This window comes from Sphingobium sp. TomMM7A, assembly GCF_055397305.1.
Genome location: NZ_AP027311.1, coordinates 903,688 through 922,533, shown reverse-complemented (window position 1 = coordinate 922,533; position 18,846 = coordinate 903,688). Strand labels below are relative to the sequence as shown.

The window sequence follows — 18,846 nt, the reverse complement described above, 5'->3', positions numbered from 1 at the left end:
GGCCTTCTGGAGGGGCGATCCATACGCCCCCATCCCTCAATCCCGCTTGTCTGACCCATCTCCGTGCAGCTTGGCCCATAGGTCCGCCGTCCCTGCCTCCTGGGCCTTCGTCACATATTGGGCGGCGACCATCCAGCCCTTGATCGGGCGTAACGGCAACACTGTCGTCAATATGAGCACCGGGATACCGACGGCGATGTGCACCCATAAAGGCGGCCGCGCCAATATCTCCAACATCACGATAAAGATGACGCCGGGAACGCAGGCGAACAACTGCACGAACACCGCTGGGCCATCCGCCGGGTCCGCAAAGGAATAATCCAGTCCGCAAACCTCACACCGATCGCGGACAGTAAGAAATCCCTTGAAAATATGCCCGTCGCCGCACCGGGGGCAACGGCCCAGCGCGCCGGTTTCGATCAGCGAACGCCGTGGCGACTTATCCGACGGTTGAACCATATCTGCTTCCCCTGTGCACGTTCCGGGCCTTCGCCTGGCAAGTCCATGTGATGATAGAGGAGCCTAATTCAATTGGCCTTTTTGTCCCACCTGCATATTGCCTCGCTCCAAAGGGCGACATCCGCATTGACGTTACGGCATGGCCGCTGGAAAGTTATCACTGGATTGCAGTCGTCAACAATGTCTGTTAAACGCGCCGCGATTTGGATGCCCGACAGCATACAAGTCGCGCCCCCGGCATCCCTTGCTCGGGGGCGCTTTCATTTTTATCGGCTGCAATCCCCATAGGTTATTAATGCGCAGGCTTTCCGCCTACGGGGTCGCTCGGCACATCAAAATTTTCCATGGCGTCATGCAGGACCTGATCGGGACAGGAAGCGGCCAGCGCCCTAACCTTGTACCGCAACGCCAATTCCCGATGCGCCGCGACCTCTTCGGCAGGAGCGTGCCTTGCCAAGGCCTCGTTTACCTTGGCAGCTTCTTCCCGCGCGCGCCGGAACAAATAAGGTGCATCCGTTTGCCCAGACATTGCAACCTCCAGATGGTGAGGTGGAAGTGATAGCATGCTGGTTCACAATACTCCTTAACGAGGGTTAAGGCGAGCCACAGCTACGATCATCTGCAACGGCAATCGACAGGATCGATCACGCGGCTGAATTCTCGCCCCATTCCCCTTCAAAAGGCTGCCATAGTTTCGCTCTATGAACTTCCGCCCGATCCAGTGTAGATGACAGCATGCAGACGCGCCTTGTCGAATATTTCCTGGCGTTAGAGCGCGAAGGTCATTTCGCGCGCGCGGCGTCCTACTGCAATGTCTCGCAACCCACTCTGTCCGTGGGCATCGCGTCACTGGAAGCGCAGCTGGGAAAGCGGCTGATCCGGCGCGATCGCAAATATGTGGGTTTGACGGCTGAGGGAGAGGCTATCCTGCCATGGGCACGTCAATTGATCGCCGCTGCCGAAGCCCTTGGTCACGCGGCGGAAACGGCCCGTGGTCCGCTGAAGGGCGAATTAAGGCTGGGCGCGATCCCGGCCGCCATGCCGGTGATCGGCCATCTCACTGAAGCGATGCTGGAGCGCCATCGGGGCCTTAACATCTCCGTCCGCGCGCTCACTTCCCGGCAGATCGAGCGGGGCCTTGCTGCGTTCGAACTGGACGCCGGGATCACCTATCTCGATTTCGAACCACCGGCCCACGCCTTGTCAGTGCCTCTTTATATGGAGCGGGCGATCCTCATCGGTGCGGTCGGCTGTGCGGCGATACCCGATCCGCTGGATTGGGCCGATCTTGCAGACCTGCCGCTGTGCCTGTTGCATCAGGGCATGCAGAACAGGCGTATCCTGGACGCGCGTCTGGCCGAACGGGGGCTTGCCCTGCGCCCGGTGGTCACGGCGGACAGCTATGTCGCACTGCTCGGCCTTGTGCAGCAGGGGCGGCTCTGTTCTATCATTCCGGAAAATCATGCCACCTTGCTGGAAGGGCTGGCCTGGGCGCGCACTTATCCGCTGCCCGCCACGGCGGAAGGCAGTCGCGTGGGCGTCATAGTGTCGGATCGTGCACCGATGGGACCGTTGGCTCAAGCGGTCCTCAGCGTCGCGCGCGACCTGCGCTTGCCTAATGGCTATCGCACCGCTTCATAGAATATCTCTATCATCCATTAGGGGCTTCAATTTGACCCGAGCCGGGTGGCCCGGCACCATGGCTGCGGATCGAAGGCTGCAGGCAGGGCAGGATGGAAGCATTTATTGAACGCTGGACCGCGCGTCATGGCGCCACGCGCGACCAGTTACTGCCCCTTCTGCATGCGGTGCAGAACGAGGCGGGCTATATCGACGATGCGCAGGTCCCGATAATTGCGCAGGCGTTGAACCTCACCCGCGCGGACGTGCATGGCGTCATCACCTTCTACCATGATTTTCGCCGTGTTCCGCCCGGCCGCCACATTGTGAAGCTCTGCCGCGCGGAAAGCTGCCAATCACGCGGCGGCGCAGCGGTGGAGCATCAGGCGGCGCAAATTCTGGGCGTCGCCATGGGGGAGACCCGGGCTGACGGCCAGCTAAGTCTGGAGCCTGTCTATTGCCTGGGCCTCTGTGCGATCGGCCCGAACGCGCTGGTGGACGGCCGACCGGTTGCAGGGATCGATGCCAAAGCTTTGGAGCGGATCGCGGCGGAGATGGCGGCATGAGCCGGGTCTTCATCAGCCGGGATATGGCCTCCGTCGCGCTGGGCGCCGACGAAGTGGCGCGCGGCTTCGCGCAGGCAGGGTGCGAAGTGGTGCGTACTGGATCGCGCGGCTTGTTTTCCATCGAGCCATTGGTCGAAGTGGATATGGATGCAGGCCGTATCGGCTACGGGCCAGTCGGGCCGCAGGACGTCGCGGCGGTACTGGACGGCACGCATCCTGCTAGGCTGGGCAAGGTGGACGCGTTACCCTTCTTCGCTAATCAGCAGCGCTTTACCTTCGCGCGGTGCGGCATCATCGATCCACTGAGCCTTACCGATTATGCCACGCATGATGGCTGGAAGGGCCTGGAAAGGGCTCGCGCCATGCCTCCCCTGCAAGTGGTCGATGTGGTCAAGGCGTCGGGGCTGCGCGGACGCGGCGGCGCCGGTTTCCCGACCGGGATCAAATGGCAGACGGTGCTGGATGCGCCAGGCGCGCCTAAGTTCATCGTCTGCAACGCCGATGAAGGTGACAGCGGCACCTTCGCGGATCGGATGCTGATGGAGGGCGATCCCTTCTGCCTGATCGAAGGGATGGCGATCGCTGCCCATGCCGTCGGCGCGGCCCATGGCTACATCTATATCCGCAGCGAATATCCCTACAGTATCGCCACCATGCGCGCGGCGATCGACGCCAGCGCGCATCTCATTGCGCCCTTCACGCTGGAGGTGCGCGAAGGCGCGGGCGCTTATGTATGCGGCGAGGAAACAGCGCTGCTCGACAGTATCGAGGGCAAACGCGGGCAGGTGCGGGCAAAGCCGCCGCTCCCGGCTTTGAAGGGGCTGTTTGGTCAGCCGACCGTCATCAACAATGTGCTGTCGCTGGCTGCGGTGCCCTTCATCCTGGCGGAGGGACCGGATGCCTATGCGGCGGTCGGCTTTGGCCGTTCGCGCGGAACCATGCCGGTCCAGCTCGCGGGCAATGTGAAGCATGGCGGCCTATATGAGGTCGGCTTCGGCATAACGCTTGGCGAGTTGGTGAACGACATTGGCGGCGGCACGGCGAGCGGTCGCCCCGTGCGGGCGGTGCAAGTGGGTGGCCCCCTCGGCGCTTACTTCCCGCCATCCATGTTCCATCTGCCCTTCGACTATGAAGCCTTTGCGCAAGCTGGCGGGCTGATCGGCCATGCCGGCATCACCGTCTTCGATGACAGCGTCGATATGGCGCATATGGCGCGCTTTGCCATGGAGTTCTGTTCGGTTGAAAGCTGCGGCAAATGCACGCCCTGTCGGATCGGATCGACGCGGGGGGTGGAGATCATGGATCGGCTGCTGACCCGCAGGGCGGAGGGGCTGCCTCCAGCGAACCCGCCCATTTCGCCAGGACTGAGCAAGGCGCTTTATTCACGAGCGCCCGGTGCCATGCAACGCAGCGTGGACGAGGATCTGCAACTGCTGCGCGACCTGGCCGATACGATGAAATATGGCTCGCTCTGCGCGCTGGGTGGGTTCACACCCTTTCCGGTGTTGAGCGCGCTCGATCATTTCCCCGAAGACTTTGGCGCGCCCGCGTCTGCAAAGGAAGCTGCGGAATGACCTTCACCCGCGAAGCCGATCATGGCACCCCGCCAGCCATAGCCAACGGCAGGTCCGTCACGCTCACAATAGATGGCGAGCGCGTCACCATGCCAGAGGGCACGAGCATCATGCGCGCCGCCTCGCTGACCGGCTGCTCCATTCCCAAACTGTGCGCCACCGACAATCTGGAGAGTTTCGGCTCCTGTCGCCTATGCCTGGTCGAGGTAGAAGGACGCAGCGGCTATCCGGCATCCTGCACCACGCCCATCGCCGAAGGCATGGTGGTTCGCACTCAAAGCGATCGGCTGAAGCAGCTCCGCCGGGGCGTGATGGAGCTTTACATCTCCGACCATCCACTCGACTGCCTGACCTGCGCGGCCAATGGCGACTGCGAATTGCAGGATCAAGCCGGTGCGGTGGGGCTGCGCGAGGTCCGCTACGGCTATGACGGCGCAACTAATATGGGGCAGGCGAAGGACCAGTCGAACCCCTATTTCGACTTCGACCCCAGCAAATGCATAGTCTGCTCCCGCTGCGTGCGCGCCTGTGAAGAGGTGCAGGGCACCTTCGCGCTGACTATCGAGGACAGGGGCTTCGGATCGAAAGTCTCTGCGTCGCAGGGCGAGGATTTCCTCGGTTCCGAATGCGTGTCCTGCGGCGCCTGCGTGCAAGCTTGTCCCACCGCCTCGCTGATCGAAAAGAAAGTGGTCGAGGTCGGCACGCCCGACCGGGCCATCGTCACCACCTGCGCCTATTGCGGCGTCGGTTGCACCTTCCGCGCGGAAATGCGTGGTGAGGAGCTGGTACGCATGGTGCCGTGGAAAGAGGGCAAGGCCAATCGCGGCCATAGCTGCGTCAAGGGCCGGTTCGCCTGGGGCTATGCCCAGCATCAGGACCGGATACTCAACCCCATGATCCGCGCGTCCGTGGACCAGCCCTGGCGCGAGGTATCGTGGGACGAAGCCATTGCCCACACGGCAGCGGAGTTCCGCCGCATCCAGGCCAAATATGGTACGCGCTCCATTGGCGGCATCACGTCAAGCCGCTGCACCAATGAGGAAACCTTCCTCGTCCAGAAGCTCGTCCGCCAGGGCTTCGGCAACAACAATGTCGATACCTGCGCCCGCGTCTGCCACTCGCCGACCGGCTATGGGCTCAGCACGACCTTCGGCACCTCTGCCGGGACGCAGGATTTCGACAGCGTGATGCAGTCCGACGTGATCCTCGTCATCGGCGCCAACCCGACTGACGGCCACCCCGTATTTGCCTCGCGCATGAAAAAGCGGCTGCGGCAGGGCGCCAAGCTGATCGTCATCGACCCGCGTCGCATCGATATGGTGAAGTCCCCCCATGTCGAGGCGGAACATCATCTGCCGCTGCGCCCCGGCACCAACGTCGCCATGCTGACGGCTCTTGCTCATGTCGTCGTGACCGAGAAGCTGTACGATGAGCCCTTCATTCGTGCGCGCTGCGATTGGGACGAATTTGCCGAATGGGCCGAGTTCGTGTCACAGCCAGCCCGTTCTCCCGAAGCGATCGAACCGCTGACAGGAGTAAAGGCGGAGGAGGTCCGCGCCGCCGCTCGCCTTTACGCCACCGGCGGCAACGGCGCGATCTATTACGGCCTAGGTGTCACGGAACATAGCCAGGGCAGCTCGACCGTCATGGCAATCGCCAACCTCGCCATGGCGACCGGCAATGTCGGGCGCGAGGGCGTGGGCGTGAACCCACTGCGCGGGCAGAATAATGTGCAGGGCGCCTGTGACATGGGCAGCTTCCCGCACGAATTTTCCGGTTATCGTCACGTTTCCGACGATGCCACGCGCGCGCTGTTCGAACAAAGCTGGGGCGTTGCGCTGGACCCCGAACCGGGGCTTCGCATCCCCAACATGCTGGATGCGGCCACCGACGGCACCTTCAAGGGCATTTTCATCCAGGGCGAGGACATTCTCCAGTCCGACCCCAATACGCACCATGTCGCGGCCGGGCTGGCGGCGATGGAGTGCGTCGTGGTGCAGGACCTGTTCCTCAACGAGACCGCCAATTACGCGCATGTCTTCCTGCCCGGCTCCACCTTCCTGGAAAAGGACGGGACCTTCACCAATGCCGAACGGCGCATTCAGCGCGTGCGCAAGGTGATGGCGCCCCTTAACGGCTATGAAGATTGGGAGATCGTGCAACTGGTCGCCAACGCCATGGGATTGGGCTGGACCTACAGCCACCCATCGCAGATCATGGACGAAATCGCCGCGCTCACCCCGACCTTCGCGGGCGTGCATTACGACCGCCTGGACGCGGAGGGATCGCTGCAATGGCCCGCGAACGACCGGGCTCCTCACGGCACGCCGACCATGCATCTAGACGGTTTCGTGCGCGGCAGGGGCAAGTTCGTCGTTACCGACTATGTGCCGACCGATGAAAAGACCGGCCCGCGCTTCCCGCTACTGCTGACCACAGGGCGCATCCTTAGCCAATATAATGTCGGCGCGCAGACCCGGCGCACCGCCAATGCCGCCTGGCATCCCGAAGACCGACTGGAAATCCATCCCAGCGACGCGGAAAACAGGGGCCTTAAGGACGGTGATTGGGTAACGCTCCGTAGCAGGGCAGGGGAAACCACCCTGCGAGCGCTGGTGACCGAGCGCGTCGCGCCGGGCGTTGTCTACACGACCTTCCACCATCCAGAAACGCAGGCGAACGTCATCACCACCGACTATTCTGACTGGGCCACCAATTGCCCGGAATATAAGGTGACGGCGGTGCAGGTGTCCGCATCCAACGGTCCCAGCGACTGGCAGAAAAGCTATGACGCGCAAGCCCGGCATAGTCGGCGCATCGACATGATCCACGCAGCGGAATGACGGCATGACTGAAGACCACTCGATGATGTCCAATCAGGACCGGCTGGTCTATATGGCCAACCAGATCGCCAGAAACTTCATGACCATGGGCGAAGAGAAAGCGGCACAGGCAGTCGCTGATCACATCGCCAAATTCTGGGAACCCCGAATGCGGGCGCAGATATTCGCTCTGCACGAGAAGGGGGAAGCGACATTCGCTCCGGTTGTTGCGAGGGCAATCACTCTGTTGCGCGCCGCAGGTTCGCCGCTGCCGCAGACCCGGGGTGCAAAGTTTAGCAGCGTGAACGAAGTCGGTCGCTCCGAAGCAGGCTGAAATTCGATATGCAATCAGCGTCCTAATACGATGGAGCCGCCATGTGCCCCGAATTTGGAACAATCGCAGCGACAAAGTAAGCCTTAGTGCTCGATTTGCTGACAGCTGAAAAGTAATGCACCTCCACGGAGGCGGTGTTGCATATTTTTATTGACGAGTCGGGCACATTCACAGGCACCGGAGCCGATGCACCGGCGGTTTCGACCCTTGGCGCGCTCATTCTCGCTTCCCATCGCTTGCCTAAACTGTTCGGCAAGTATGAGCGCTTGCGCGCAAATTTGCCGAAAAATGCGAAGGGAGAGGTGAAGGGAAGCAAACTCAATGAGGCGCAAGTCGCTGCCGTGGTAGAATTATTGCGAAAGAACGGCGCGATATTCTGCGCGTCGATGATCGATCTGGCGGGCCACACGGCCGAAGAGATTGCAGGGCACCGAGAGCGTCGAGGTGCCAGCTTGGCAGCGAACCTCACCGACGGACACACCCAGGAACTACGAGACGGCGTTGCCGCTCTGCAAGCAAGGATGGCCGGCTTTTCGGACCAATTGTATGTTCAAGGTGTTGTCACCATCGACCTGCTCTACCGGGTCATGCAGGATATGATCGTCTATCACTGCCAGCGCTTTCCCAAAGAGCTTGCCGAATTTCATTGGGTGATCGACGCAAAAGACCCCGCCGCCGTTACTGACTGGGAGGATTGGTGGTCAAAGACCTTAGTCATTTGGCTCCAAGCCATGTCTCTGGAACGACCCGGTGCGATGTTGCCGGGCGGTGATTATCGGCATTTCCGACGATTTATCTTCGACGAGTTGCCTGCATATCTCCGCGAAGTTGCACCGCCGGTCGATCGAACTTACGGGGCGGGCATCGATCTTCAGTTGATGTATGGCGAGAGTTTTAGGTTTTCGAGTGAGCCGGAACCTGGCCTGGAGTTGGTTGATATCGTCACGAATACTTTGCGGCGCGGGCTCGTCGGCAACTTGGGTGAGGCAGGTTGGCTCCCGCTGCGCAGCCTTATGATACACCGAAGCGATGTTTATGTCAGTCCCATCGGCTTGATCGCTGAAGCTGACCGGCTCCTCGCGCTGCCGTTGCGCCGCGTACTGAATAAGTTTCGCGAGGGCGGCCGGATCATGGCTGCACCAAATTTTCAATTGCCCGATGAGCTTGACGCAGCCTGATGCGTAAGTTGGCGGACAGGGTGGGATTCGAACCCACGGTGAGCGTAAACCCACGGCGGTTTTCAAGACCGCTGCCTTAAACCACTCGGCCACCTGTCCGTCCGCTCGCTTCCTAGCGAAGCTTTGCGTCATGCCAAGCGTAAAATGACCAAAATCCGCTTTCGGCGCGTTCTTGTGGGTACGGAAGCGACAAGGGGGATTTCGCCTCCTGCCGTCGCTGTGCCACATAGGGCTGAGGGAGATTTTTTAATGCGTTCAACCATTCACTCGCTTCTACTGCGTCTTGCCGTCGTCACGGCGGGCATCTTGATGGCGGGTCCTGGCATGACGCAGGACATGGCTCAGGATGCGGGTTTCCGCAGCTATCTGGAAACGCTGCGGCCAAAGGCGCAGGCGATGGGCATCCGTTCTTCCACGCTGGATTCCGTCTTCCCCACGCTCACGCCGAACCCACGGGTTGTCCAACTGGACCAGAACCAGCCGGGGGGAGGGGCCTATTCCCCCATTCCCAATTTCGAACCCTATCGGCGGCAGCATGTCGATGCCGCGCGCATCAGTCGTGGCCGCACCGCTTATCAGGCGAACCGCGCCCGGCTTGCCCGGATAGAGGCGGAAACCGGCGTGCCTGAGGAAATCATGGTCGCGATCTACGGCCATGAAACCAATTATGGTTCCTATACCGGCGATTTCGACCTCATCCGCTCGCTTGCGACGCTATCCTATGAAGGCCGTCGCCGTACCCTGTTCGAACCGGAATTGCTGGCGACGCTCAAGATGCTGGACAATGGCGTGCCCCGCAGCCGCCTGGTCGGCAGTTGGGCAGGGGCGACGGGCTATCCCCAGTTCCTTCCCAGCGTTTATCTGCGTCTGGCCAAGGATGGCGACGGTGACGGCCGCGCCGATATCTGGAACAGCGAAGCCGACGCGCTTGCCTCGATCGCCAACTATTTCGTCAACGCAGGCTGGCGGCGTGGCCAGCCTTGGGGCGTGGCCGTCTCGGTGCCCGACGGGTTCAACCGGTCGAGCGTCACCGCCCGGCTTTCTCCAGCCCGCTGTCCCCGTGTATTCAACCGCCACAGCCGCTGGCTGACGATGGCCGAATGGCGCAGCCGGGGCATCGTCCCGGCGGGCGGCAGTTGGCCAGCAGACACGATGCTGGCGACGCTGCTAGAACCCGATGGGCCGGGCAAGACCGCCTATCTGCTCACCAGTAATTACCGGGCGATCCTCGATTATAATTGCTCGAATTTCTACGCCCTGTCCGTCGGGCTGCTCGCCGACGCCGTCCGGCAATAAGGGCGCAGCCGCGTCACCTGTTGCGCCAGCCCTCTTGAGAATGTGTCTGTCATGGCTAATGACAGGGGCAGGGCATTCTCATCACCCGAATCCATCAGTGCGAAGGCAGTCCTCATGAACAAGTCACTAGCCGCCATCCTCTTCGTCGGATTGCTGGCGCAGCCTCTCACGGCTGCCGCGCCTCCTTACACCAGTGAGGCGCCCATCGCTTACATGAAGGACCTGTCGTCGGGCGCCGTGCTGTATGACAAGGGCGGCGAAACGCGCATCCCGCCAGCGTCGATGGCGAAAATGATGACGGCGCACGTCGCCTTCCGCCTGATCCAGAAGGGCGACCTGAAGCTGGACACGAAATTCACTGTCCGCCCCGAAACCTGGAAGCAGTGGCATGGCCCGGCGGCCGGTTCGACCATGTTCCTGTCGGCGGGCGAACAGGTGTCGGTCGAAAATCTCCTCCACGGCATCGTGACCCTATCCGGCAATGACGCCTGCGTGGTGTTGGCCGAAGGGATCGCCGGGACGGAGCAGGCCTTCGTCGCGCAGATGAATGATGAAGCCAAGCGCCTCGGCCTCAAGAACAGCCATTTCGGCACAAGCAACGGCTGGCCGGATGAAGGTGTCACCTATGTGACCGCGCAGGACCTTGCCCGTCTCGCCGAAGCGACGATCGAGGAGACGCCTGACCTCTACAAGCGCTTCTACGCGACGCGCGCCTTCACCTGGGGCAAGACCATGGGCGGCTCCGACATTGCGCAGGCGAACCGCAACCCGATCCTGGGCAAGGTTGCCGGTGCCGACGGCCTCAAGACCGGCCATACGGAGGAAGCGGGCTTTGGCTTTACCGGCTCGGCCGAACAGGACGGCCGCCGCATCGTCATGGTTGTTGCTGGCCTGCCGACCTACAATGGCCGCGTTTCGGAATCCGTCCGCTTCATGGACTGGGGCTTCAAGGCATGGAAAGCGCAGCCGCTCTTCAAGAAAGGCCAGACCGTCGAAACGGCGGAGGTTCAACTGGGCAGTGCCACCAGCGTGCCGCTCGTCGCGCCGCAGGACATGGCCGTAACGCTGCCCCGCACCGCATCGGGCAACATCTCGGTCAAGGTCGCCTATACCGGCCCGATCAAGGCGCCGATCGCCAAGGGGCAGAAGATCGCCGAACTCATCGTCTCCACCCCCGACACCCCGCCACAGGTCCTGCCTCTAGTCGCAGGTGAGGAAGTGTCCGAAGCAGGCATCTTCGGTCGCCTCTGGAACGGTCTGAAGTCCTTCTTCGGGTGACACGCGGCCGGTTCATCACTTTGGAGGGCGGGGAGGGCGCCGGTAAATCGACCCAACTCCGCGCCCTCGCCGCCGCCTTGCGCGCGAAGGGCCTGGAAGTCGTGGAAACCCGCGAACCCGGCGGCAGCGAAGGCGCGGAAGCCATCCGCGCGCTTCTTCTCACCGGCGCCGCCGACCGCTGGAGCCCGCGCGCCGAAGCGCTCCTCTTCGCCGCCGCCCGCGCCGATCATATCGAAAAGACAATCCGTCCCGCGCTCGATCGCGGCGCATGGGTGCTGTCCGACCGCTTCCTCGACAGCAGCCGCGCCTATCAGGGCATGGGCGAACTCACCGACGCCGACATTCTGACCCTCCACCGCATCGGCAGCGCCGACTTTCTCCCCGACCGCACCTTCTTCCTGACCCTCCCCGAAGCCGAGGCGCAGCAGCGCGCCTGGTCCCGCGACGGAGACGCAGCCGACCGCATCGGAGGCCGCGACGCAGCCTTCCACGCCAATGTCGCATCCGCCTTCGCCCGCTTCGCCGAGCAAGACCCCGCCCGCATCCGCACCGTCGATGCGTCGGGCCACCCCGAAGCCGTCACCTCGCGCCTCCTCGCAGCGCTCCACGACCTGCTGCCGTGACCACAATCCTCGGCCATGACGCGCAAGCCGACATGCTGCTCACCGCCGCCCGCAGTGGCCGCATGCATCATGGCTGGATACTCGCTGGCCCGCGCGGCATCGGCAAGGCCAGCTTCGCCCGCGCCCTGGCCCTTCGTCTCCTGGCCGAAGCAGCAGGTCCCGCGCCCGAAGGCGAAGGCCTGTCAGTCCCCACCGATCACCCCATCCGCAAGCTGGTCGAAGCCGAAGCCCATCCCGACTACGCCGAACTCTATTGCCTGGAAAAAGAAACCGGCACCGCCCGCAACATCTCCGTCGATCAGGTGCGCGGCCTCCAGCGCCTAGTCCAGTCCGCCCCGTCCCTGTCCCAACGCCGCATCGTCGTCATCGACAGCGCCGACGACCTTGAGCGCGGCGCCGCCAACGCGCTCCTCAAGACGCTCGAAGAGCCGCCCGCCGACATGCTCTTCTTCCTCGTCAGCCACGCGCCCGGCCGCCTCTTGCCCACCATCCGCTCGCGCTGCCGCACCCTGCGCTTCGACCCGCTCGATGACGAAGCTATGCGCACCATCCTGCGCCAAGAGCAGCCCGACCTACCCCCCGCAGACATAGAGGCGCTCGCCGCCTTGGGAGAGGGCGCGCCCGGGAAAGCCCTGCGCTACGCGGGCCTCGACGTAACCGACCTGGACCGCATGCTCCGCGCGATCGCGGCGGATGGCGACCCCGGCAACCGCCGCCGCCTCATCCTCGCAAAGCAGCTCTCCGGCAAAGCCGCGCGCCCGCGCTATGAAGCCTTCCTCGAACGCGTCCCCGCCTTCATCGCCGACGCCGCCCGCCAGCGCAGCGGTCCCGCGCTGGGCCTGGCACTGGACCACTGGGAAGCCGCGCGCCAACTCGCCAGCGGCGCCATCATCCTCTCGCTCGACCCCGCAGCCGTCGCTTTCGAACTCGCCGGCCACGTCGCCGCACTCGCCCCGGATCAGCGTTGAAAAGCAGGCTTTGCGCGCGCCTTAACAGCCGCTAGGGAAGGCGCATGTCGCAGCCCTACACCATCACCACCGCCATCAGCTATCCCAACGGCCGCCCCCATATCGGCCACGCCTATGAGGTGATCGCCACCGACGCGATCGCCCGGTTCCAGCGGATGATGGGCCGCGACGTTTTCTTCCAGACCGGCACCGACGAACATGGCCTAAAAATGGATCAGGCGGCCCGCACGCGCGGCATCGAACCGCGCGCGCTCGCTGATGAAATGTCCGGCTATTTCAAGGATATGAACGACAGTCTGAACATCAGCTATGATCGTTTCATCCGCACCAGCGAGCCTGACCATCACCGCGCATCCCAAGCCATCTGGCAGGCGATGGAGGCCAATGGCGACCTCTATCTCGGCCGCTATGAAGGTTGGTACTCCGTCCGCGACGAAGCCTTTTACGACGAAAAGGAACTGGTCGATGAGGAAGGGGGCGAAAAGCTCTCACCCCAGGGCACGCCGGTCGAATGGACCGTCGAGGAAAGCTGGTTCTTCCGCCTGTCCGCCTATCAGCAAAAGCTGCTCGACCTCTACAACAGCCAGCCCGACTTCATTCAGCCCGACAGCCGTCGCAACGAAATCATGCGCTTCGTGGAAGGCGGCCTCTCGGACCTCAGCGTCTCGCGCACCAGCTTCGACTGGGGCGTCAAGGTTCCGGGCAGCGACGGCCATGTCATGTATGTCTGGGTCGATGCGCTCACCAATTATTTGACCGGCTGCGGCTATCCCGACGACGCCGAGCGCATGGCGCGCTACTGGTCAGAAGGCGGCGACATAACGCACATCATCGGCAAAGATATCGTGCGTTTTCATACTGTTTACTGGCCAGCATTCCTGATGAGTGCAAAGCTGCCCTTGCCCAAGCAGATCTTCGGCCACGGCTTCCTCCTCAACCGGGGTGAGAAGATGTCCAAGTCGGTCGGCAACGTCGCCGACCCGATGGAACTGGCCGAGCGTTTCGGCGTGGATCAACTCCGCTATTTCCTGCTATCCGAAGTCACCTTCGGCAATGACGGCAGCTATAGCGCGGACGCGATCGTGACCCGGTCGAACAGCGACCTGGCCAACAGCTTCGGCAATCTGGCGCAGCGAACCCTGAGCTTCATCGCCAAGAATCTCGAAGGCCGCTTGCCCGAACCCGCGCCGCAGGATGTGGACAGCGATCTGCTGAAAACCATCAGCGACGCTGCCCAAACCTTCCAGACCGCCATGGCCGGTCTCGCTCCCTCGACCGCGATTGAAGCCTGGATGCGGGCGGTATTCGCCTGCAATGCCTATATCGATGCGCAGGCGCCCTGGGCCTTGCGCAAGGCCGACCCGGCGCGGATGGAAGCGGTACTCGCGACGCTTTACGAAGCCATCGCCAACCTCGCCATCATCATTCAGCCCGTAATCCCGGCCAGTGCCACCGCGCTCCTAGACCAGATGGGCGTTCCGCAGACGAGCCGGACCTACGAAGCGATCGGCAGCAACACCTACGCCGATCTCCGCGCCAGCGGGTTCACGCTCGCCGCGCCCAAACCACTCTTCCCGCGCCTCGAACTCACCGAAGCGGACGCCTGATCCATGTTGATCGACAGCCATTGCCACTTGAATTACAAAGGCTTGGTCGAAGACCAGCAGAATGTGCTTGAACGCGCGCGCTCCGCTGGCATCGACCTGATGCTCAACATCGCGACCCGCGAAAGCGAATGGGATGCGGTGCTCGCGACAGCTGAACAGCAACCCGATGTCTACGCGACCGTGGGAATCCATCCCCACGAGGCGGACGAGCATCCCCATATCGACACGGCCAAGCTGATCGAACGCGCTGCCCACCCTCGCGTGGTCGGCATCGGGGAAACCGGCCTCGACTATTATTACGACCATAGCGACCGCGCCCGGCAGCAGAACAGCTTCCGCGCGCATATCGCAGCCTCACGCGCAACCGGCCTGCCGCTCATCGTCCACACCCGCGATGCCGAGGAAGATACGCTGGCCATCATGCGCGAGGAAATGGGGCAGGGGGCCTACCCCGGCGTCATCCACTGCTTCACCGCGAGCGGAGCCTTCGCCGATGCGGCCCTGGACCTCGGCTTTTACATCAGCATTTCGGGTATCGTGACCTTCAAAAGCGCGAAGGATCTTCAGGAAACCGCTGCCCGTCTGCCGCTAGATCGGCTGCTGGTTGAAACGGACTCCCCCTTCCTCGCCCCCGTGCCCCACCGTGGCAAGTCCTGCGAACCGGCATTCGTCGCCGACACCGCACGCTTTCTGGCAAACCTGCGCGGCGAAAGCGTCGAGCAACTGGCCGCCGCAACCTCAGCGAACTTTCACAACTTGTTCAGCAAGACCGGAGCAGCGCAAAACGCATGAGCCTCAAGCTCACTATCCTGGGCTGTGGCACCTCTTCGGGCGTCCCCCGGATCGGCAATGACTGGGGAAGTTGTGATCCCACCGAGCCGAAGAACCGGCGGACACGAGCATCGATCCTGGTGGAAAGCCCCACCACGCGCCTCCTGATCGATACGTCGCCAGACATGCGCGCCCAATTGCTGGCCGCCAATGTCATCCATATCGACGCCATTCTCTGGACCCACGACCATGCCGATCACTGTCACGGCATCGATGACGTGCGCCAGCTTTACCACCACCGCCGCACGCCCGTGCCGGGCTATGCCCGCCGCCAGACGCTCAAACTTCTGAAGGAACGCTTCGCCTACGCCTTTGAAGGACGGCAGGGCTATCATCCGACCATAGAGCCGTATGTGCTGCCCGATGGCCTGCGCATCGGTGACATCGACATCGCCTGCACAGACCAACCCCATGGCGAGATTTACTCGACCGGCTTCCGCTTCACATCGGATGGCAGGTCGATAGGCTATGCTACTGATTTTCATGATCTTACGGCCGACATGATCAGCCTTTACGACGGGTTGGACGTCTGGGTTGTCGACGCCCTCCGCGAAAAGCCGCATCCGACCCATCCGCATCTGGCCCTGACCCTCGATGGCATCTCGGCCGTCCGTCCCGGCCGCGCCGTCCTTACGCATATGGATCAGAGCATGGACTATGCGGCTCTGTTGAAAACGCTGCCGGACGGCGTGGAGCCCGGCTATGATGGCATGTGCATCGAATTGAACGGGGATGGGGGCTGAACGGCATGAATGGGGATCAGGCGGCTTCCAGCATCTGGTATGTGCTCGCGCTTGTTCTCGTCGGCTCCGCCTTGCTGGCTCGCCGCATGCCCATGGCTGGCATGCTGCGCCTTGCACTGGTCTGGGTCGCCATATTTGCGGCCCTGCTGGGATTGTTCAAAATTGGTGAGAAAGCCGGACTTTTCTCAACCAGAATGGCTGGGGAAGGGGCAGGGCCGGTTTCGCAGAAAACGCCGCCAACACCGCCTCCTGCCCGCGCCGAAGGTCAGGCACTTCGCATTCCCATGGCACCTGATGGCCATTTCTGGGTCGAAGGAACGGTCAACGGCACCGCCACCCGTTTCCTCATCGACAGCGGCGCCAGCATAACGGCCCTTTCCGTCCCCTCCGCTCGTGCGGCCGGGCTCAATTTTGACCTGAACGCACCGGGCGTGTCGATGATGACCGCGAACGGCCAGATTGACGCCAAGCGTTCCTCCATCTCCACTTTGGCCATCGGCCCGGTCCGGTCGAGCGATCTGCCCATCGTCATATCACCCGCTTTTGGTGAGGTGAACGTCATAGGGATGAACATGCTGTCCCGGCTCAAAAGCTGGGGCGTCGAAAATGGTGAGATGGTGCTCAATCCATGACGGCAACCTTGGCGCTGCGCGCACCGACCCAGCGTGAAAGGCTGAAGGCGATCGTCGGCGGATCCACCGGCAATCTCGTGGAATGGTATGACTGGTACGCCTATGCCGCCTTCACCCTTTATTTCGCACCGCATTTCTTCCCCAGCGAGGATCGCACCGCACAGCTTTTGAGCGCTGCCGGGATATTCGCCGTGGGCTTCCTAATGCGGCCGATCGGCGCCTGGTTGATGGGCATTTATGCCGACCGGCATGGACGCAAGAGCGGTCTCACCCTGTCCGTGGCTCTCATGTGCGCGGGTTCGCTGCTCATTGCGGTGACGCCGGGCTATGATGTGATCGGGGTAGGGGCGCCCCTGCTGCTCGTCCTTGCACGCCTGATGCAGGGGCTTTCGATCGGCGGCGAATATGGGGCCAGCGCGACCTATCTGTCTGAAATGGCGGGGCGTGATCGGCGCGGTTTCTTCTCCAGCTTTCAATATGTTACGCTGATCGCCGGGCAGCTTGTGGCAATCTGCGTGCTGCTCATCCTTCAAGGCGTGCTGACCACTGCGCAGCTTGACGCATGGGGGTGGCGGATACCTTTTCTGATTGGCGGCGCCCTCGCCGTGATCGTATTCTGGCTGCGCCGTGGGCTAAGTGAAACGCAGAGCTTCCACGCGGCAAAAGCCGAAGGAGCGCCGCGATCTGGCTTTGTCGAGCTCATCACGAAGCATCCCCGCGAAACGCTGACCGTGATGCTCCTCACGGCGGGCGGCACGATCGCCTTCTATGCCTATTCGATCTACATGCAGAAATTCTTGGTGAACACGTCGGGCCTCAGCCGGGAAACAGCGTCGCAGATCAATGGGATAACCTTGTTCTTTTTCATGGCTCTGCAACCGCTGGCTGGCGCGCTTTCCGACCGGATCGGGCGTAAGCCGTTGATGATCGGCTTCGGCATCCTGGGTCTGCTGTTCACCTATCCAATATTCGCCACGCTTGCCGTAACTCGTGATCCACTGGTTGCGGGGCTGCTGGTGATGGCGGGCTTGATCATCGTCACCGGCTACACATCGATCAACGCCGTCGTGAAGGCGGAGCTTTTCCCGGCCCATATCCGCGCCCTTGGCGTCGCTTTGCCATATGCCTTGGCGAATACATTGTTCGGCGGCACGGCCGAATTCGTGGCGCTCTATTTCAAGCAGATCGGCATCGAACAGGCATTTTACATCTATGTAAGCGTCATGATCGCCATATCGCTGATCATCTACATCAAAATGCCCGACACCCGCCGCCACAGCCAAATCCTGGAAGACTGAAACGGGGCGTTCTCGGTATCGCCTGATATGAGGGGGCTCACGTTTCGGTGGCAGGTGACTATCGGTGACAGCGACTAATTGCCTCATCTGGGTGTGCCACGGAACGGCTACCCCAATCGATATTTAACATAATATATATTATCGTACAAATATCAGTCCGGAAGGGATAGCCTTCCCCCCATCAAAACTCTATCTTCTCGCCACCTCTTTCTTGATTTCAGGACCCCCATGTCATCCAGCACCAAAGCGAGCCCCGCCGACATCATGCCGCTCGCAAACGTCATGGCCCGTCTCCGCGATCCGGACACCGGATGTCCCTGGGACATCCAGCAGGATTTTGCCAGCATCGCGCCCTACACAATCGAGGAAGCCTATGAGGTCGCCGACGCGATTGAGCGCAACGATATGCCCGCGCTCTGCGACGAACTCGGCGACCTCCTTCTACAGGTAGCCTTCCACAGTCGCATGGCCGAACAAGCCGGGCACTTCAATCTTCAAGCCGTCATCGACGGCGTCACCGACAAGATGATCCGCCGCCATCCGCACATCTTCGGCGAAGGTGCCGAACGCGAACATGGCCATGCTCAATGGGAAGCGATCAAAGCAGCCGAACGCGCCGCCAAGGAACCCGACAGCAGCGCTCTCGCTGGCGTCGCCAATGCGCTCCCAGCACTACTTCGTGCCGAAAAGCTTCAGAAGCGCGCCGCCCGCACGGGTTTCGACTGGCCCGACACCCAAGGAGTCGTCGCGAAGATCGAGGAGGAATTGCAGGAAGTTCACGACGCCGCATCGCCAGAAGAACATCAGGAGGAGGTTGGCGACCTGTTGTTTGCCGTGGTCAACCTGGCCCGACACCTGAAGGTCGATCCGGAAGCTGCGTTACGGGCCGCAAACGCGAAATTCGAAGCCCGCTTCCGCGTCATGGAACAGGCCGCAGGATCACACTTCCAGAGCTTGGACCTCGATGGAAAGGAAGCTCTTTGGCAGCAAGCCAAATGCGAATTGGCCCGCCGATAA

General features: G+C 62.1%; 18 protein-coding genes and 1 tRNA gene. 16 read left to right on the top strand and 3 right to left on the bottom strand.

What is annotated here, in order from left to right; all coding sequences use genetic code 11:
• Positions 1-36: 36 nt before the first annotated feature.
• Together ACZ5ZH_RS04765 and ACZ5ZH_RS04760 are read right to left on the bottom strand one after the other, a co-directional pair.
• Positions 37-459, bottom strand: coding sequence for a DUF983 domain-containing protein (locus tag ACZ5ZH_RS04765; protein WP_464772331.1), 423 nt, complete (start codon positions 457-459; stop codon positions 37-39).
• Positions 460-751: 292 nt separating this feature from the next.
• Positions 752-988 carry a hypothetical protein gene (locus ACZ5ZH_RS04760; RefSeq protein ID WP_464772330.1) on the bottom strand — a complete coding sequence of 79 codons (237 nt, stop codon included), beginning with the start codon at positions 986-988 and terminating at the stop codon, positions 752-754.
• A gap of 206 nt (positions 989-1,194) precedes the next feature.
• On the opposite strand from ACZ5ZH_RS04760, the gene ACZ5ZH_RS04755 reads away from it, so the two are divergent.
• From ACZ5ZH_RS04755 to ACZ5ZH_RS04730, 6 genes are all read left to right on the top strand, one after another.
• The gene (locus tag ACZ5ZH_RS04755; protein WP_460985825.1) at positions 1,195-2,100 is read left to right on the top strand and encodes a LysR family transcriptional regulator; all 906 of its coding nucleotides are present in this window, start codon (positions 1,195-1,197) and stop codon (positions 2,098-2,100) included.
• A gap of 92 nt (positions 2,101-2,192) precedes the next feature.
• Entirely contained in the window at positions 2,193-2,645 is a 453-nt protein-coding gene (locus ACZ5ZH_RS04750; protein WP_464772329.1) for an NAD(P)H-dependent oxidoreductase subunit E, read from the top strand.
• On the top strand, positions 2,642-4,219 hold the full coding sequence (locus ACZ5ZH_RS04745; protein ID WP_464772328.1) for a formate dehydrogenase beta subunit: 1,578 nt from the start codon (positions 2,642-2,644) through the stop codon (positions 4,217-4,219). Before ACZ5ZH_RS04750 ends, ACZ5ZH_RS04745 begins: the two co-directional genes overlap by 4 nt.
• Positions 4,216-7,062: a formate dehydrogenase subunit alpha gene (gene fdhF, locus ACZ5ZH_RS04740; RefSeq protein ID WP_464772327.1), complete on the top strand. Its 2,847-nt coding sequence runs from the start codon at positions 4,216-4,218 to the stop codon at positions 7,060-7,062. Before ACZ5ZH_RS04745 ends, fdhF begins: the two co-directional genes overlap by 4 nt.
• A gap of 4 nt (positions 7,063-7,066) precedes the next feature.
• Positions 7,067-7,375 (top strand): formate dehydrogenase subunit delta, encoded by a 309-nt coding sequence (locus ACZ5ZH_RS04735; RefSeq protein ID WP_464772326.1) that lies wholly within the window; start codon positions 7,067-7,069, stop codon positions 7,373-7,375.
• A 137-nt stretch (positions 7,376-7,512) separates the two neighbouring features.
• Positions 7,513-8,553: a hypothetical protein gene (locus tag ACZ5ZH_RS04730; RefSeq protein ID WP_464772325.1), complete on the top strand. Its 1,041-nt coding sequence runs from the start codon at positions 7,513-7,515 to the stop codon at positions 8,551-8,553.
• Positions 8,554-8,562: 9 nt separating this feature from the next.
• Here ACZ5ZH_RS04730 and ACZ5ZH_RS04725 read toward each other — a convergent pair.
• Positions 8,563-8,652, bottom strand: a tRNA-Ser gene (locus tag ACZ5ZH_RS04725).
• 150 nt (positions 8,653-8,802) lie between these two features.
• Here ACZ5ZH_RS04725 and ACZ5ZH_RS04720 point away from each other — a divergent pair.
• The 10 genes from ACZ5ZH_RS04720 (at position 8,803) to mazG (ending at position 18,846) form a co-directional block, all read left to right on the top strand.
• Positions 8,803-9,849, top strand: coding sequence for a lytic murein transglycosylase (locus ACZ5ZH_RS04720; RefSeq protein WP_464772324.1), 1,047 nt, complete (start codon positions 8,803-8,805; stop codon positions 9,847-9,849).
• 114 nt (positions 9,850-9,963) lie between these two features.
• Complete coding sequence (locus tag ACZ5ZH_RS04715; RefSeq protein ID WP_464772323.1) at positions 9,964-11,127, top strand: D-alanyl-D-alanine carboxypeptidase family protein; 1,164 nt, start codon at positions 9,964-9,966, stop codon at positions 11,125-11,127.
• Positions 11,124-11,750: a dTMP kinase gene (tmk, locus tag ACZ5ZH_RS04710; RefSeq protein ID WP_464772322.1), complete on the top strand. Its 627-nt coding sequence runs from the start codon at positions 11,124-11,126 to the stop codon at positions 11,748-11,750. Before ACZ5ZH_RS04715 ends, tmk begins: the two co-directional genes overlap by 4 nt.
• Positions 11,747-12,718, top strand: coding sequence for an AAA family ATPase (locus tag ACZ5ZH_RS04705; RefSeq protein ID WP_464772321.1), 972 nt, complete (start codon positions 11,747-11,749; stop codon positions 12,716-12,718). The genes tmk and ACZ5ZH_RS04705 overlap by 4 nt, the downstream gene beginning before the upstream one ends.
• A 44-nt stretch (positions 12,719-12,762) precedes the next feature.
• Positions 12,763-14,325, top strand: a complete 1,563-nt coding sequence (gene metG, locus ACZ5ZH_RS04700) for a methionine--tRNA ligase (RefSeq protein WP_464772320.1) — start codon at positions 12,763-12,765, stop codon at positions 14,323-14,325.
• Positions 14,326-14,328: 3 nt separating this feature from the next.
• On the top strand, positions 14,329-15,117 hold the full coding sequence (locus tag ACZ5ZH_RS04695; protein ID WP_464772319.1) for a TatD family hydrolase: 789 nt from the start codon (positions 14,329-14,331) through the stop codon (positions 15,115-15,117).
• Positions 15,114-15,899, top strand: coding sequence for an MBL fold metallo-hydrolase (locus ACZ5ZH_RS04690; RefSeq protein ID WP_464772318.1), 786 nt, complete (start codon positions 15,114-15,116; stop codon positions 15,897-15,899). Before ACZ5ZH_RS04695 ends, ACZ5ZH_RS04690 begins: the two co-directional genes overlap by 4 nt.
• A 5-nt stretch (positions 15,900-15,904) precedes the next feature.
• Entirely contained in the window at positions 15,905-16,531 is a 627-nt protein-coding gene (locus ACZ5ZH_RS04685; RefSeq protein WP_464772317.1) for a retropepsin-like aspartic protease family protein, read from the top strand.
• On the top strand, positions 16,528-17,829 hold the full coding sequence (locus ACZ5ZH_RS04680) for an MFS transporter (RefSeq protein WP_464772316.1): 1,302 nt from the start codon (positions 16,528-16,530) through the stop codon (positions 17,827-17,829). Before ACZ5ZH_RS04685 ends, ACZ5ZH_RS04680 begins: the two co-directional genes overlap by 4 nt.
• Positions 17,830-18,057: 228 nt before the next feature.
• The gene (gene mazG, locus ACZ5ZH_RS04675) at positions 18,058-18,846 is read left to right on the top strand and encodes a nucleoside triphosphate pyrophosphohydrolase (RefSeq protein ID WP_464772315.1); all 789 of its coding nucleotides are present in this window, start codon (positions 18,058-18,060) and stop codon (positions 18,844-18,846) included.

Coding starts and splice junctions, on each gene's coding strand:
- metG (WP_464772320.1), top strand. CDS start 12,763: ATGTCGCAGCCCTACACCATCACCACCGCCATCAGCTATCCCAACGGC.
- ACZ5ZH_RS04755 (WP_460985825.1), top strand. CDS start 1,195: ATGCAGACGCGCCTTGTCGAATATTTCCTGGCGTTAGAGCGCGAAGGT.
- ACZ5ZH_RS04685 (WP_464772317.1), top strand. CDS start 15,905: ATGAATGGGGATCAGGCGGCTTCCAGCATCTGGTATGTGCTCGCGCTT.
- mazG (WP_464772315.1), top strand. CDS start 18,058: ATGTCATCCAGCACCAAAGCGAGCCCCGCCGACATCATGCCGCTCGCA.
- fdhF (WP_464772327.1), top strand. CDS start 4,216: ATGACCTTCACCCGCGAAGCCGATCATGGCACCCCGCCAGCCATAGCC.
- ACZ5ZH_RS04745 (WP_464772328.1), top strand. CDS start 2,642: ATGAGCCGGGTCTTCATCAGCCGGGATATGGCCTCCGTCGCGCTGGGC.
- ACZ5ZH_RS04715 (WP_464772323.1), top strand. CDS start 9,964: ATGAACAAGTCACTAGCCGCCATCCTCTTCGTCGGATTGCTGGCGCAG.
- ACZ5ZH_RS04720 (WP_464772324.1), top strand. CDS start 8,803: ATGCGTTCAACCATTCACTCGCTTCTACTGCGTCTTGCCGTCGTCACG.
- ACZ5ZH_RS04690 (WP_464772318.1), top strand. CDS start 15,114: ATGAGCCTCAAGCTCACTATCCTGGGCTGTGGCACCTCTTCGGGCGTC.
- ACZ5ZH_RS04760 (WP_464772330.1), bottom strand. CDS start 988: ATGTCTGGGCAAACGGATGCACCTTATTTGTTCCGGCGCGCGCGGGAA.
- ACZ5ZH_RS04680 (WP_464772316.1), top strand. CDS start 16,528: ATGACGGCAACCTTGGCGCTGCGCGCACCGACCCAGCGTGAAAGGCTG.
- ACZ5ZH_RS04735 (WP_464772326.1), top strand. CDS start 7,067: ATGACTGAAGACCACTCGATGATGTCCAATCAGGACCGGCTGGTCTAT.
- ACZ5ZH_RS04695 (WP_464772319.1), top strand. CDS start 14,329: ATGTTGATCGACAGCCATTGCCACTTGAATTACAAAGGCTTGGTCGAA.
- ACZ5ZH_RS04750 (WP_464772329.1), top strand. CDS start 2,193: ATGGAAGCATTTATTGAACGCTGGACCGCGCGTCATGGCGCCACGCGC.
- ACZ5ZH_RS04765 (WP_464772331.1), bottom strand. CDS start 459: ATGGTTCAACCGTCGGATAAGTCGCCACGGCGTTCGCTGATCGAAACC.